The organism is Paenibacillus jilunlii, assembly GCF_900102965.1.
Taxonomy (GTDB): domain Bacteria; phylum Bacillota; class Bacilli; order Paenibacillales; family Paenibacillaceae; genus Paenibacillus_AQ; species Paenibacillus_AQ jilunlii.
This window is the reverse complement of the sequence record NZ_FNGM01000009.1, coordinates 69,852-84,896: the sequence shown is the minus strand read 5'-3', so window position 1 is coordinate 84,896 and position 15,045 is coordinate 69,852. Positions and strand designations below refer to the sequence as shown.

12 protein-coding genes and 2 pseudogenes are annotated in these 15,045 nt (G+C 53.1%); 11 read left to right on the top strand and 3 right to left on the bottom strand.

Going from position 1 to position 15,045, the window contains the following annotated elements; genetic code table 11:
• A pseudogene (locus BLQ82_RS16390) lies at window positions 1-285 on the top strand (hypothetical protein); the annotation flags it as partial.
• On the opposite strand, the gene BLQ82_RS16385 reads toward BLQ82_RS16390, so the two are convergent.
• From BLQ82_RS16385 to BLQ82_RS16380, 3 genes are all read right to left on the bottom strand, one after another.
• Window positions 270-626, bottom strand: coding sequence for a hypothetical protein (locus tag BLQ82_RS16385; RefSeq protein WP_062523741.1), 357 nt, complete (start codon window positions 624-626; stop codon window positions 270-272). The pseudogene BLQ82_RS16390 and the gene BLQ82_RS16385 sit on opposite strands and share 16 nt — an antisense overlap.
• A gap of 186 nt (window positions 627-812) precedes the next feature.
• Window positions 813-938, bottom strand: a complete 126-nt coding sequence (locus BLQ82_RS33210) for a sporulation protein YjcZ (RefSeq protein WP_143013463.1) — start codon at window positions 936-938, stop codon at window positions 813-815.
• Window positions 939-1,051: 113 nt separating this feature from the next.
• A complete protein-coding gene (locus BLQ82_RS16380; RefSeq protein WP_062523742.1) occupies window positions 1,052-2,221 on the bottom strand; it encodes an MFS transporter in 1,170 nt (389 codons plus the stop codon).
• Between the two features lie 365 nt (window positions 2,222-2,586).
• Here BLQ82_RS16380 and BLQ82_RS16375 point away from each other — a divergent pair, with 365 nt between their 5' ends.
• The 10 genes and pseudogenes from BLQ82_RS16375 (at window position 2,587) to BLQ82_RS16330 (ending at window position 15,042) form a co-directional block, all read left to right on the top strand.
• Window positions 2,587-3,024, top strand: a complete 438-nt coding sequence (locus tag BLQ82_RS16375) for a hypothetical protein (protein WP_062523743.1) — start codon at window positions 2,587-2,589, stop codon at window positions 3,022-3,024.
• Window positions 3,025-3,083: 59 nt separating this feature from the next.
• On the top strand, window positions 3,084-4,229 hold the full coding sequence (locus tag BLQ82_RS16370) for a transglutaminase domain-containing protein (protein ID WP_062523744.1): 1,146 nt from the start codon (window positions 3,084-3,086) through the stop codon (window positions 4,227-4,229).
• A gap of 112 nt (window positions 4,230-4,341) precedes the next feature.
• Window positions 4,342-6,415, top strand: a pseudogene (locus tag BLQ82_RS33205) (peptidoglycan D,D-transpeptidase FtsI family protein).
• Between the two features lie 35 nt (window positions 6,416-6,450).
• A complete protein-coding gene (locus BLQ82_RS16360; protein WP_062523745.1) occupies window positions 6,451-8,568 on the top strand; it encodes a peptidoglycan D,D-transpeptidase FtsI family protein in 2,118 nt (705 codons plus the stop codon).
• A 90-nt stretch (window positions 8,569-8,658) separates the two neighbouring features.
• A complete protein-coding gene (locus tag BLQ82_RS16355; protein WP_062523746.1) occupies window positions 8,659-9,435 on the top strand; it encodes a Cof-type HAD-IIB family hydrolase in 777 nt (258 codons plus the stop codon).
• Window positions 9,436-9,566: 131 nt separating this feature from the next.
• Window positions 9,567-10,052: a DUF456 domain-containing protein gene (locus tag BLQ82_RS16350; RefSeq protein ID WP_025707619.1), complete on the top strand. Its 486-nt coding sequence runs from the start codon at window positions 9,567-9,569 to the stop codon at window positions 10,050-10,052.
• Window positions 10,053-10,078: 26 nt separating this feature from the next.
• Window positions 10,079-11,707 (top strand): putative polysaccharide biosynthesis protein, encoded by a 1,629-nt coding sequence (locus BLQ82_RS16345; RefSeq protein ID WP_062523747.1) that lies wholly within the window; start codon window positions 10,079-10,081, stop codon window positions 11,705-11,707.
• Window positions 11,708-11,824: 117 nt separating this feature from the next.
• Complete coding sequence (locus BLQ82_RS16340; RefSeq protein ID WP_062523748.1) at window positions 11,825-12,169, top strand: thioredoxin family protein; 345 nt, start codon at window positions 11,825-11,827, stop codon at window positions 12,167-12,169.
• 122 nt (window positions 12,170-12,291) lie between these two features.
• A complete protein-coding gene (locus BLQ82_RS16335) occupies window positions 12,292-13,218 on the top strand; it encodes a COX15/CtaA family protein (protein WP_143013462.1) in 927 nt (308 codons plus the stop codon).
• 54 nt (window positions 13,219-13,272) lie between these two features.
• Complete coding sequence (locus tag BLQ82_RS16330) at window positions 13,273-15,042, top strand: UbiD family decarboxylase (protein ID WP_062523750.1); 1,770 nt, start codon at window positions 13,273-13,275, stop codon at window positions 15,040-15,042.
• Window positions 15,043-15,045 lie beyond the last annotated feature (3 nt).

Below are 15,045 nucleotides of genomic sequence, written 5' to 3'. Positions count from 1 at the left end.
GGCAGAAATGCCTTTGTTGAAGCGCCGAGGGTCGGATTGCTCGGAAACAACGGCAGAAATGCCGTTGTCGAAGCGCCAAAGGCTGCTTTGTTCTACTGGTGTATGTTGGCGGGCCAGAAATCTTTTGATATACCGTATATCCGGTTTTATGGCATAGAGAATAGGCTGGAATATCCTATTCCGCTTCCAGTCAATGCCCTCAGCTCCAGGCTTAGCTTCCATCCTCCTTCACTGAAGCCGGATTTCGTATTCTGCTTGTCCAGCCTTCGCTACGACTCCAGGTAAGGCAGAGGTTCAGGATAAATGATGAACTCCTCTAGCCCGGCTTTCTCCAGTTGGGTGATGCTGTATTCATCCGGAGTGCCTTCCACTCCGGCATAGCCTTTCCGGGTATAGATATGGACGGCGTCCGGAAAAGCATCGCGCAGAATGCCGCGGATTTTTTTGCCCGAGCTGTCATTATCCAAGTAGAGGTAGACTTCCCCATCTCCTATTTTGCGCCGCAGTGTCTCCAGCTTCAGCGTATTCAGGGTGCCGAACGTACACTGGATGTCGACCTCTGGAGCAAGGATCCGCCGTAATCTGCTGCGGTCGTTTTTGCCTTCGACAACGATGGTTATGGACATTTTCTGCCAGCCTCCCCCGGTGTAATGTACCTATGTCGATATTTTACCTAAGAGTCGTCATATTTAACAGCGAAAGGGTACAACGAATTTTCATTCCCCGGGAAATGTCGTAAAAAGAAACAATCACCCGGCTGCTGAACCGGGTGATTGCTGGGGAGTTGTCAATTCGGCAAATGCGGACAAAACCTAGAATATTCCGGCACTGAGGATGATGACCAGCAGGATAAAGAGCACCAGAATTGTACCTGTAGAAGTCCAAAGTGCAGCAGCAACGGGAGCAGGGTTCGGGCCCGGACCGCAATATTCGCCCATTGAGGATTCACCACGCTTTCGACTGTGGGGTGATTACAATATATATTATGTCAATTGCATTAAATCGTTTGTCTGCCTGCCTATTCTCATCCTCCACAGCTTACAGTGAATAATCAGGCCGCCGGGTTGTTCCATTCCGGTCGGTACGCTGGTTTGCCCGAGCCTCTGGGCGGGAGCAGCAGAATGGCGGTCATTAGCAGCACAAACGCGATGAAATACGGAGAGACGAAATCCCGCAGCTGCCCTGCTGCTACGGGGCCGGCAAAGGCTCCGAGAGACATGGCAATTGATTGTAGCGAGAATGTGCGTCCCATGCGGCCGGGGCCTCCAAGACTGATGAAGAGAGAAGCCATTGCCGGGAACAGCACCCCCTTGGCAGCGCCAAGCAGGAAGAGAACCACTCCGGGAGGAATATGGCGGAAGGCGGCCAGGGTGAAAAAGCAAAGTGCCATGGCGAGGAGCGCCGCAGCGATTCTTATTCCCGGAGCCAGCCCGTTCAGAAAAAAGAGGCTGAGCGTTACTAACGCACCTAAGCTAAGCAGTGACAGCAGGATACCGGTTGAGATCATTCCGTCGCTGCCCTGTGACAGAGGCAGCTCGAAGAACAGCACGCCTTGGGAGCAGGACACGAAGAAGGGCAGAAGGTAATAGCGGCGGGAGACCGGGGGGGTCTCCCGGTCCGCGGCCTGTGACGGCGAGTGCAGCGGCAGCGCCGGCTTGGCAGCGGACATGCTCTGCACCTGCTTCGGCACACTGAATAGTGCCATCACACCTGTGAAGATCAGCAGCCAGCCAAGTGTGGTGAACGTGCCGGAGTAGCCGGCTTTCGCCACAATAAAGGCACCGGCCGCAGGAGAGACGACAGAGGCCAGCGTATGGACGATCCCATGGCCGGACATGTATTTGCCCTGAGTCGCCGGATCGGAGGAGAGCGAGGCCAGCAGTGTCATGCAGGCCGGGGAGAGAAAGGCCAGGGCAAATCCGCTGGCTGCGCGCAGCAGCAGCAGATGCCAGGGAAGCTGAGCGTGAGCCTGCAGCAGCAGAATGGCTCCGGCCGCCGTGAGCGCGAAGACAATATAGCGGCGGCTGCCATTGCGGTCGACCAGCACACCGGCCAGCAGATTTCCGGGAAGATGCGTCAGCGAGTACATGCCCATCATCCACCCGATGAAGGCTGGCCCCGCGCCCAGAGAGATGGCAAAAGGCGTTAGGATAGGGTACTGGGCATGCAGGTCGAAGAAGGCCAGAAAGAGAAACAGATACAGCCACAGCGCGGTTTTCAAGGAAAACACCTCCACAGGGGCCCGTTTTGCACCGGTAAGGCACACGCAGGCACTTTTTTTACACAAGTAAAGCAATTAAAGGTTCATGTCATAAACAATCCTTCGGATTTCGCTGAACCGGCTGCCGCATGTGTAAAATGACGGTTAGCCCGGCTCTTTGTATCCGTTGCTCCCGGTAATGACCTACTTGTACTTTACGTGGGGGCAGGCAGGCTTATACCATTTTATTGGGCAGGCCTTGCAGGAGGCCACTCGGGCCATGAATTATAAAGGCCATTCATGTATAATAATTATTATTCATGAAATGTCCCGGGGACATGCGCCCTGTAGTGACGAAAATTGGCGATAGGGGTGTTGTGAAATTGATGGATCCGGCAGTGTGGTCACAATTTATTAGAGAGAATTGGCTGGTTATCGTTATTGCGCTTGTCCTGCTGTTTGCGGTAATTAACCTGGTTAAAACGGTGCTGAAATGGGCGATTGTAATCGTTATTGTTGTGGGCTTGTTCATATACAGCGGGGTTACGATTGATCAAATTGGCAACGCTGTGAATAAGGTAGCGGATGGAACGGTAAGTACGCTGAAGAAGGAAGCGCAGGAAGTCATGCTGAAGGAAGCGAAGGAAGCCACATACACCTCCGGGGGAGACGGCTCGTTTACGATTACAACACCTAATCTTGAGGTGAAGGGTGCGGCTGGAGAGGACAAGGTTGAAGTGACTTTCCGCGGGGTGAGCCTGGGGAAATGGAGCATTACGGACACGACCAAAACTTTTATCGACGAAGCCCGGAAAAATAAGTAGATACCAGTACGGATACATGCAGCCATTTGAATCTGCATACACAGGAAAGGGGGACAAACATGCTTAATGGATGGATAGACAGCCTCAGTAATGCCAATATGATCTCCATCCTGCTGGTGGTGGTTGTCCTTTTCTCGCTGCTTCAGGGCTGGAGCAGAGGCTTCACAAGAGCGGCAGGGGGATTATTCGGCATGCTCGGGAACGGGGTGCTTACCATTCTGGCGCTCGCCATGGCCATTCCAGCGGCAATGTATCTGTCGCCGGGGGCAGGAGCCTGGGCTGCAGGAATTGCACTGCCCGACACAACGCTCAGCGGCTGGCAGCAATTGTATTACACTGCCGTCTCCGTTTTAGCGGGATCGCCCTTTGTGCGATTTCTGCTGCTCCTGTTGATCTCTTACAGCCTGATCCGGCTTCTGCTCGGACTGTTGTTCATGCTCCTGCCGTTCCGGCTGCCCCGCTTTCGGGCCAGGGCAACGGACCAGAAGCTTACGCCAACCAGCCGTCTCAGCGGTGCGCTGATTGGCGGTGTGATCGGCCTTGTGCGCGGGCTTATCCTGGTTCTTGCCCTGTACCTTGGCGTCGGACTGAATCCGGACAGCGGCTTCAGCCGGTATGTGGAGTCCTCTCCCATCTACAGCCAGAGTGCGGCTGCGGTGTTCGAACCGCTTGCGGGTGAGGATGTGCGCAGCAAGCTGCCGGTACTGACCCAAGCTGTGGCTGATGAGATGAACGATATTTTGCGGCGGAAATATGAAGTGATTGATCATGAGATTTCGCCCGATATTGTGGGGGCCGCTGCCGATATCGCCGGACAAGCCAAAGGGGAAGAGGACAAAGCCAAGCGTCTGTATGACTGGATAGGCTCGCGGATTGCCTATGATTACGGCAAAGCAGAGAACTATGAGCAGAACCGGATCTGGCATGAGCAGACCCCCCAGGATACCTTCGATACCCGGCTTGGCGTATGCATAGATTATGCCCGCCTCTATGCCGTGATGGCCCGTTCGCAGGGACTTGAGGTGCGCGTAGTTACGGGCCAGGGCTATGATGGTCAAGGCGGGTATGGCCCTCATGCCTGGAATGAGGTGTATCTGCCGGACAGACAGGCCTGGATACCGCTGGATTCGACATGGGCCAGCAGCGGGGATTGGTTCAATCCCAAGGATTTTGATAAAACCCATATTAAAGAAGATGTGCTCTGAGAAGGAAGCGTCAGCCTTCGGATATATGGTACAATAACAGGGCACGCTCAGCAGCCTTGAAGAATACGTTCCAACCAAGCAAAATTTGCCTTAGCTAAGGAGAGAATTCGCCGTGAAATGGTTTGGTATCCCGGGCAGAAGCCCGGATTCAAGTCATGGCCGAAGCACATCCAGTCTGCGCATCAATTTGTTTTTCTTCGGCACGTTTTTTATTTTTTGTGTCATTATTGTCCGTCTTGCGTCACTGCAGTTCGTTGAAGCTGAGGCTTTGACAGAAATTGAAGAGAATCAGGAGACTAAGACTGTCCCGCTCTCCGCGATCCGGGGAAGGATTCATGCTGCCGATGGGGAGAACATCGCGTACAACACTTCAGTCCAATCCCTGTACATCACGTTAACTAAGGACTATACCGAGACCAATAGGAATAAGGCAACCAATGAGTATGAATTTACTGACAAGGCCAAAGCGAACACTGCTTCCCTGGCAGCCAGACTGGAGTCTGTCTTCGATCAATACGGCGATCCGTCCGGCAAAAAGCTGACAGCAGAAGATATTACAATACTGCTTGATCTCAATTTCAAAAAAACGCTGGGCTACTATCCGCGCAAAATCAAGGCAGGACTTACGCCCAAGGAAGTGGCTCATTTTCTGGAGCATAAAGAGCAGTATCCCGGTCTTTTGATTGTGGAAGAGGCTGCACGCCATTATGACAAGGACACGGTAGCTGTGCAGACGGTGGGTTATATCAGACCTTTTAAATCCTTAGACAGTTTGGACCTTTATAAGAATATCCGCAGTGCGATGAAAAAAAATAATGCCGATCCCGGCTTAGCGTATAAAGAGGATGAATTTGTAGGTGCTTATGGCCTCGAACAGCAATACCAGCAGGGAGCTGCGCGGGAAAAACGGCTACCAGACCATTTCCGTAAATCCGCAGAATATGGCCGAAGAAATCATTGAATCAGTACCTCCGGTCAAGGGGAACGACATCTGGATGACGATCAACAAGAACGTACAGATGAAGACCGAGCAGGCGATTATGGATCAGATCCGCTGGCTGCATACCCATCCGGTGCTAGGGAAACTCCATCCCGATGCCCTGACCGGCTACGCTGTTGCCATGGAAGTGGACACTGGAAATGTGGTGGCCATGGCCAGTATGCCTGATTATGACACTAACGTCTGGACTGCGGATAGAGTAGAGCCAGAGGTGTTTGCTGCAATCGAAAACAACTACTTAAACGGAACCATCAACGATACTACCTCCGGGATTTCCGGGAACGGCTTGAAGTCAGTGATCTATTTGGGGTCCACGGTCAAACCGTTAAGTGTGTTGATTGGGTTAAATGAAGGCTTGTTCTCTACCGGCGATACTTATAACGACAAAGGGATCGCTTATTTCGGCAAAGACGACAAGTCCTCAGTAAAAAATTCCTCAGGCCATGTACTGGGACCGCTGGGTCCGGCTGAAGCGATTCAGGAATCATCCAATGCGTTTATGATCGATATGGTCGGTGATCCCCTGTACAAGAAGTATCGGGGCAAGACGCCTGAGGTTTGGGACCAATATTTGAAGGCTTTTGGACTGGGCGTATCTACACAAAGCGGCCTGCCAAATGAAAGTGCCGGACTGGGTGATTATATGGATACCCAGGCGGCCGGCAGCACCCAGGCATCCATGGTCTTCGCCTCCTTCGGCCAGAAAGGCAAATATACAGCGCTGCAGCTGGCCCAGTACACAGCAACTCTCGCCAATGAGGGGGAGCGGATCAAGCCGCAGCTGGTCAGCAGAATCACCGATGCGGAAGGCAAGACCGTCAAAGCGTTTCACCGTGAGGTGCTAAGCACCATTTCGTTCGACCCTTCCTATTGGAAGGAGATCAAAAAAGGGATGAACACTGCCGTCAAGGCATTTGACGGATTTTCTTATGATTTTGCACGCAAGACCGGCACTTCCGAAATGGATGCGTACGGAGTGACGCGTGACAACGGTGTGTTTATCGCTTTCGCTCCACGGGAGCATCCCAAGCTGGCTGTAGCTGTAGTGATTCCGGAGGGCGGTTTTGGATCGAATAGTGCAGCCCCGGTAGCACGCGAAATATTTGACGCCTATGACTGGGAATACGGACTGAATGGAGTCCCCCGAAAGAACGTATCTCCTGCCACAGAGTCAACACTGGAATAAAAGGTTTATTTTAAGATGTAGAGGAGTGAAAGACTGTGAGTGTTTTCCGTAAGCAGGCCTCTCCCCAGGACGAGAAGGACAGCAAGAGCTCGCTTGGCCTGCGCCTCAACGTGTTTTTCTTCAGCACGTTTATTATTTTCTGCGTCATCATTATCCGTCTTGCCGTTGTACAGTTTGTGGAAGGTCCCAACTTAAAAGAGGTGGAGACCAGCCGTGATACCAAAAATGTGCCGCTCGCAGCCATACGGGGATCGATCCGCGCCGCCGGAGGCGAGGAAATCGCTTATTCCAGCTCTGTGCAATCCCTGTATATCACGCTTACCAAAGAATATACTGCCAAGTCTAAAGATAAGAAAACAGGTGAAACATCGTTTACTCCAGAGGCTCGGGCTAATACCTACGCGCTGGCGAACAATCTGGTAGAGAATTTCAATAAGTATGGCGATCCGAATGGAGAAAAGCTGACGGTTAACAATGTAATTAACTCCCTGGACCGCGATTTTAAGAAGTATTCCGGCTTTATGGCCCGGCGGATCAAAGCTGGCCTTACTCCCAAGGAAGTGGCTTATTTCATGGAGCACAAAGAGGAGTATCCGGGCCTTGAAGTCGTCGAGGAGAGCAACCGCCATTATAATAAAGATACGGTCGCGGTGCAGACTGTAGGTTATATCAAGCCTTTCAAGTCCTCAGGCAGTCTGGATATTTACAAAAACATCCAAAATGCAATGAAAAATATCGATAATGACCCTGGATTGACCTACAAGGATGATGAGTTTGTCGGCTTCGACGGTCTGGAGCTGCAGTATCAGCGTGAACTCCGCGGCAAAAACGGCTATCAGGTGATCTCCGTTAATCCGCAGAATATGGCCGAAAAAGTCGAGGATGTGGTTCCTCCTGTAAAGGGGAATGACATCTGGATGACCATCAATAAAAACATCCAGCTTAAGACAGAACAGGCTATTACAGAACAGATCAGCTGGCTGCATTCACATTCCGTGCAGGGGAAAACACATCCTGATGCCGTAACGGGTTACGCTGTAGCGATGGAAGTTGACACAGGGAATGTCGTCGCTATGGCCAGTATGCCTGACTATGATACAAATGTCTGGACGAAAGGCTCACTGCCTACCGATGTCTGGAAAAGCATTATGAGTAACTACCAGAACGGAACCATCAATCCGATATCCTCCGGGGTGTCGGGCCATGGACTTCAATCGGTGCTGTTATTGGGTTCGACCATCAAACCTTTGAGTGTGCTTATCGGACTGAAAGAAGGGTTCTTCTCCACTTCCGATACTTACCAGGACAAGGGGATCGCCTTTTTCGGGAAAAATGATAAATCCTCAGTCCGCAATGCCTCCGGGCACGTGTACGGTTCCATGGACCCCTCCAGAGCGATTGAGAAATCATCCAACGTCTTCATGGTGGATATGGTCGGCAAGAAGCTGTACGACAAATATGGAAGCAAGGGTATTGAGGTCTGGGATAAATATATGAAGGAATTCGGCCTCGGCGTGTCGACGCAAAGCGGACTTCCGAGAGAGTTCCTGGGACAAATCAACTATACGAATACAAAAGCAGCCGGGAGTGCCCAGGCGGCGCTGGTCTATGCATCGTTCGGACAGCAGGGAAGCTACACTACGCTGCAGCTTGCGCAGTATGCCTCCACCCTTGCCAATGAAGGTGTACGGATCAAACCGCAGCTGGTCAGCAAAATCACAGACTCCGACGGTAAGGTTGTTAAGACCTTTGGACGTGAGGTTATTGATGAAGTCACGAACTTTGACCCGTCCTTCTGGAGGGAAATTAAAAAGGGTATGAGCAGTGATGTAACTGCATTTTCTGATTTCCCGTATGATTTTGCCCGCAAGACAGGGACATCACAGCAATCGGCCAAAGGCGACCTGCGCGATAACGGGGTTTTCATTGCCTTTGCCCCGCGTGAGAATCCGAAGCTGGCTGTAGCCGTGGTTATCCCTGAAGGGGGATTTGGCTCCAACAGTGCCGCGCCGGTTGCCCGCAAAATTTTTGACGCTTACGATTGGGAGTACGGCCTGGATGGCGTGCCTAAGAAAAGCTTGAAGGCAGAAGATGCCAAAGACGGTGCTGCCGCAGGGAAGGATTCCGAAAATACTGCCACAACAAACAACTGATATAATAGTCGAGAAGACGGAGACTTTGGCCAACACAAATACACAGCTGCTCTTGCATAGAGAGAGCCAACAAGAATGGAGGGGTGGCAAATGACTGCCAAATACCGCCTGCTAGCATTGGATATGGATGGAACCCTGCTGAATGATGAACAACGGATTACCCCCAAAACGGTGGAATGGATTAAAAAAGCGATGGATGCGGGCGTTCATGTCTGCCTGTCCACCGGACGCACCTCCCGTGGTGCAATGCCTTATGCTGAGCAACTGGGGCTTGAAACGCCGATGATTATGGTCAACGGCAGTGAGGTGTGGCGTACGCCGAAGGAGCTGTACCGCCGCTCCCTGATGGATGTTGCGCTGGTCAAGAAAATGCTTGAAATCGCTGAAGAATACGGGACTTGGTTCTGGGCATGTTCAGTGGACGGAGTCTTTAACCGCGAAAACTGGGATGGCGATATTGAAGGCCGGGAGTGGCTCAAATTCGGGTATTCCACGGAGGACCATGATATCCGCCATAAGCTGCTGATGCAGCTTCAAGATCTGGGCGGACTCGAAATTACGAATTCTTCACCATCCAATCTGGAGATTAATCCGCTGGGTATCAACAAGGCTTCAGGTATCCGGGAGGTCTGCAAGCTCCTGGGCTTAGAAATGTCCCAGGTTGTCGCTGTAGGGGACAGTCTGAACGATCTGGCCGCGATTCAGCAGTCCGGCTTCGGTGTAGCCATGGGCAATGCCCAGGAGGTTGTGAAGCAGGAAGCGGACGCCGTGGTGGCTACGAACAATAACGACGGCATTGCAGAAGTGATCCAAAAGTATATTTTGACCGAGATTGAAGCTCCGGCTGGAAGAGCAACGGGAAAATAACCGAGGGAATGCCCTTTGCACCATAAGGGATTTGGAGTCCGCGAAGTCGCGGATATCAGAATCAGAATGGACCGGGGAGCTATTCAAGCAGCTACTCTGGCTCATGTTAAGTTTGAGGGGAGTTGAAGGAATTGGCGATTCTGGGGTGGGTTTTGATTATTGCTTTGTTCGCCGTGGGGCTTGCCGGAGCAGTATATCCCATACTGCCGGGCGCACTGGCGATATATCTGGCTTTTTTCGTATACGGCTGGTTCTTTTCCTTTGATCCGTTTGGTGCGGGATTCTGGATCACCCAGACGCTGATCGTGGTTGTGCTGTTTGTGGCAGATTATGTGGTCGGGGCCTGGGGCGTCAAGAAGTTCGGCGGCTCCCGCGCTTCGGTGATCGGCAGCACGATTGGCCTGATTCTGGGCCCGTTCCTTATCCCGGCGTTTGGCCTGCTGATCGGCCCATTTGTTGGCGCATTTGCCGGTGAGCTGATCGCCGGCTCCAAGCCCGGCAAAGCCTTGAAAGTGAGCTTTGGCTCATTGCTTGGCTTATTCAGCAGCACGGTCGTCAAAGTCGTGCTGCAAATTGCCATGGTCGTCCTCTTCTTTATCTGGATTGGCCGGTATTAATTTAACAGCGAAGAAGGCGAAACAGTTTGTCCACCAAGAAAGAGTCTTTTGTCAAAGGTACGCTTATTCTGGCCGCAGCGGCGCTCGTGGCCCGCGTGCTTGGCCTTGCCCAGCGGGTGCCGCTGGAGCATTTATTTAATGATATCGGCAATGCATCATTTACGCAGGCCAACAACGTGTATTTGATGCTGCTGCCGCTGGCTACAGCAGGTATTCCGAGTACGCTCAGCAAGATGGTGTCTGAGCGTTATGCCCTGAACCGGCCGCATGAAGCGCAGCAGGTATACCGTGCGGCGCTTATTTTTGCTGCGGTGGTTGGTGTGCTGATGAGTACAATCTTGTACATAGCGGCTCCCTACTATGCAGAGTATAGCAAGGTGCCTGAGAGCACGCTGGCGATCCGGGCGATTGCCCCGGCGCTGCTGCTCTTTCCGATGATCGCGATGATGCGCGGTTATTTCCAGGGACGCAACAATATGATGGCTGGCGGCATCTCACAGATTATTGAGCAGATTGCCCGGGTATCCACGGCGATCCTGCTTGCCTTTATTCTGCTGCGCCAGGGCTACAGCAATACCTGGATGGCTGCCGGCGCCTCCTTCGGCAGCGTGCTGGGCAGCATCGGGGCTTTTGGCGTGATGCTGTATTACGCTATGAAGCTCCGCCGCAGCGAGGAGCAGAAAGCTCTGTACGATTCCAGTCAGGCGCGGATTCCGCTGCTGAAGATCTATAAGGATATCTTTAAGCTGTCCATACCGATTGTACTCTCTTCTGTTACGGTTCCCGTCGTGAACTTTATCGATACCTCATTCATCGTTCCGCTGCTCAGCGGGCAGATCGGGCGGGAAGCCGCTACTCAGGCCCTGGGGATATTTGGCAGCCGGGCGCAGAGTGTAGCCGGAATTCCGCCAGTGCTGTCCATTGCACTCAGCACCTCGCTGATTCCGATTATATCGGCCGCCTATGCAAGACGCGAAGAGGCGCATCTGAAGCGGCAGATCACGCTGGCGCTGCGAATTTCGATTTTGACGGGAACGCCGATTGTTCTGTCGCTCGTTGTAGCGGCGTATTCCGTGAACGGCCTGCTGTTCAGCAGCCTGGATGGCAGCGGCATTGTAGCCATGCTGACCCTAGGGACGATTTTCCAGATTACGATGATGACGACCAACTCCATTCTGCTCGGGATGGGCAAAGCACGGATTTCCATGTACTATGTGCTGGCAGGTCTGCTGGTCAAATTCGGCTCCAACTTCCTGCTAAGCCGCTTGTTCGGAATTTACGGCATAATTGCTGCCACGGCGCTGTGCTTCATCGTGATTACACTGCTTAACTTAAGAATGCTCAAGACGATCGTTCCTTTCGAGATCCTCGGCAAACGCTGGGGCGGCTTCGCTGTTGCCGTATTGGCCGCCGGAGGGATTGGCTACGGACTGAACGAGGCGGGGCAGCTTCTTACCCGTATGATGCCTGACCGCCTGGCGTTCCTGATCACTTGCCTTGTTGTAGGGGCTGCGGTGGTTATTGTCTATCTTGTGCTGCTGATTGTTCTGGGAGTACTGAGCCGCCAGGAAATCGCCGGTTATCCACGCCCGCTGCAGAAGCTGCTGGGTCCGCTCATGAAGCTGCAGCCTGAACGTATTCGTTCCGAACAATAAATCTGTGATGATTGTCTTATTCTGTCTATTTTATTTGACTTATTCCTGACAATTTGATTCACTTAAAGAAAAACCAACAGACAGCTTACTCTTAATTCAGAAGGGACTGTTCAATTTATGGATAAAATTACCTCGCCTGCGGAATTTCAGGTGGCGATTCAATCGCCCCGTCTGACCGTGGCTGTATTTAAAGCCGACTGGTGCTCCGACTGCAAGTTCATCGACCCGTTTATGCCGGATGTGGAGCAGAAATATAATGACCGCCTCACACTGGTTGAAGTGGATGTTGACGCCGTAGGCGATGTCAGCCAGGAACAGAATATTCTCGGCATTCCCAGCTTTGTTGCGTATAGCGATGGCCGCGAGCTCGTGAGATTCGTGAACAAGCTGCGCAAATCCCGTGAGGAGATCGAAGGGTTTCTGGACAGAGCGCTCGAAGTTTATCTGACCATACACAAGTAATCACGTTGCACCGCTTTCGCCCTACCCGAGCAGAAGCGGTGTTTTTCTAAATCGGGTGCTGCAAAGGCTTTCAACCAGGGACTAATTCCTAATCATTCCTATAAAAAATGCGGGTGATCTCATTGACGATGAAGCAATTGAAATGGCTCAGCTACATCACTTGTCTAATCATGTTTATGGCTCTGTTCGGCGGAGCCGTGGTCACCAAAACAGGTTCCGGACTGGAATGCGGCAATGAATGGCCGCTATGTCACGGAAAGCTTATTCCTGCCTATACGATAGGTTCTCTCATTGAGTACACCCATCGTCTGTTCAGCGGCCTTGCCGGTCTGCTGTCCCTTGCCTCAATGGTTGCTTTTTGGCGTTATGCGCGTGAGCGGAATGATCTGCTGGTGTTTGCGCTGCTGACGCTTTTATTTGTGGTGGTGCAGGGGGGAATGGGAGCGCTCGCGGTGATCCGGCCGCAGTCGGCTGCGGTGATGGCACTGCATATGGGCTTTTCCCTGATCGCTTTCGCCAGCTCGCTGATGCTTGCCCTGGGGGCGAAACGCAGACATGCATGGGGGGATGATCTTCCTGTGGCGGGCCAGAGTGTCGGGAGGGGCTTCCGCAACTTAACGTGGGCGGCTGCGTTATATTCTTATATAGTGGTTTATATTGGGGCCTATGTCAGCCATACAGACTCCCAAGGAGGCTGCTCCGGGTGGCCGCTCTGTAACGGGGAGTGGTTCCCTGAGCTGTCAGGCGGAGTGACGGTGGTCTTTATGCACAGGGTTGCGGCTGCACTGCTGTTTCTCCTGGTTGCGTGCCTTGGACATCTGGCCTTCTGGAAACATAAAGCGCAGCCTGAGCTGAGAGCCCTTGGCGTTGCAGCAGTTGTGCTGTGCCTGCTGCAAGTACTTAGCGGTGCGGCTGTTGTTCATACCCTGTATAACGAACGGCTGTACATATTTGCCGCACTGGCGCATATTCTCCTGATTGCCGGGCTTTTCGGTGTTCTGTGTTATATGAGTGTGCGCGTATGGCAGCTGGAAAGAGCGAATAAATAGTCTGCGCTCATCAAACTTTTTGTGGGATAGTGCCCTGTTTGAGGAGGAACGAGATTGGGATATGGTAATTTGCGTCAATGGATTGAACAGCTCCGCAAGGATAAGGATCTTGCCGTGATTGATGCTCCGGTGGACCCTTATTTGGAGCTTGCGGAGATTCATCGGCGTGTGGTGCGGGAGGAGGGGCCGGCTCTGCTCTTCACGAATGTAAAAGACACGCCGTTTCCGGTGGCGACGAATCTGTTCGGAACGGTGCGCCGGGCCAACCAGGCATTCGGAACCCGTCCCGAGCAGCTGGTGAAGACCCTGATGGGCGCAATGGAAACCTTGCTGCCTCCAACAGCATCCGGGCTCTGGAAGGAGAAGCGGCTGCTGCTGGACCTGCTCAAGGTCGGGACCCGGAATGTGCCGCAGGGTGAAGCGCCTGTGCTTGGGGTCTGCCGCAGCACTGAGCCGCTGAAGGAGCTGCCGCGCATCACCAGCTGGCAGGGGGAAGGGGGACCTTCTTTGACCTTGCCGCTGGTCTATACCGAGAGCATCACTCATCCGCAAAACCATAATCTTGGGATATATCGTGTTCCGGTTTATGATGACAGCAAGGCGGGAGTCTACTGGCAGAAGCATAAGGGAGGCGGCTTTCATCACCGGGAGGCAGAGCAGCTTGGCGAGCCGCTGCCCGTGTCCGTTTTTCTTGGCGGGCCGCCGGCATTGATAGCCGCTGCTGCAGCTCCTGTGCAGGAACGTCTGCCCGAGCTGCTGCTGGCATCGCTTGTGCTGGGCGGCAAGCTGCAGATGGTCAAGGACCCGATGGGCGGACACCGGATTCCCGCCGAAGCGGAATTTGCCATCCGGGGACTGATTGCGCCCCATGAGCGGCGAACGGAAGGGCCGCTCGGGGATCACTATGGATTTTATTCCACACCCCGCGATTTCCCTGTTATGCATGTGCAGCGTATCTGGCACCGCAAGGATGCTATCTATCCGGCAACGATCATCGGCAAGCCGCGCCAGGAGGATTATTATCTCAGGGAATACATACAGCGGCTGCTGGCCCCCGCATACCCGCTTTTGATGCCTTCGGTCAAAGCGCTGTGGGAGTACTCCGAATGCGGCCCTCATTCACTGGTGTCTGCCGTAGTAAGGGAGAGTTATCCCAGAGAAGCGGTGGTGTCAGCCTACCGCATACTCGGGGAAGGCCAGCTGTCTCTGACCAAATTCCTGCTGCTGACCAATGAACCCGTGGAGCTGGCGGAGTTCCCCAAGCTGCTGGAAAGTGTGCTGGAGCGCTTCAATCCCGCCTCGGATTTCCTGGTGTACGGAAATGCCTCCCCGGAAGAGCAAGACCTTTCACCCAATGCGATGAACCACGGCAGCAAAGCCATCATGCTGGGTGTGGGAAGTCCGGTGCGTGAGCTGCCTTCTGCTTATACAGAAGGTCTTCTCCCGGGTATTACAGAGGCAATTCCTTACTGCCGGGGATGTTTGGCTGTTTCCGGTGCATCCTATGAAGAAGATCCTGAGCTTCCTTCCCGGCTAATCGCAGCTCTGCGTGCACAGGAAACGGCCTGGCCGCTGGTGTTTGTAGTGGATAATGCCCAGGAAACGGTGCGCACGCAAACTTCATTCCTGTGGACGGTGTTCACTAGGTTCGATCCGGCCAGTGATATCTACGCCGAATACGAGATCAAAAGCCATCATATCGGCTATAAGCTGCCCCTTGTGATCGATGCCCGGATGAAACGGAATTACCCGGAGGAACTGGTTCCACACGAGGATATTGTCCAGCGGGTCGACCGCAACTGGAACAGCTATTTCCCACACTGAGGA

Excerpts from the sequence above, each read along its gene's own strand:
- BLQ82_RS16385 (WP_062523741.1), bottom strand. The coding sequence starts at position 626 with ATGTCCATAACCATCGTTGTCGAAGGCAAAAACGACCGCAGCAGATTA.
- BLQ82_RS16370 (WP_062523744.1), top strand. The coding sequence starts at position 3,084 with ATGCTTAATGGATGGATAGACAGCCTCAGTAATGCCAATATGATCTCC.
- BLQ82_RS33210 (WP_143013463.1), bottom strand. The coding sequence starts at position 938 with ATGGGCGAATATTGCGGTCCGGGCCCGAACCCTGCTCCCGTTGCTGCT.
- BLQ82_RS16340 (WP_062523748.1), top strand. The coding sequence starts at position 11,825 with ATGGATAAAATTACCTCGCCTGCGGAATTTCAGGTGGCGATTCAATCG.
- BLQ82_RS16355 (WP_062523746.1), top strand. The coding sequence starts at position 8,659 with ATGACTGCCAAATACCGCCTGCTAGCATTGGATATGGATGGAACCCTG.
- BLQ82_RS16375 (WP_062523743.1), top strand. The coding sequence starts at position 2,587 with ATGGATCCGGCAGTGTGGTCACAATTTATTAGAGAGAATTGGCTGGTT.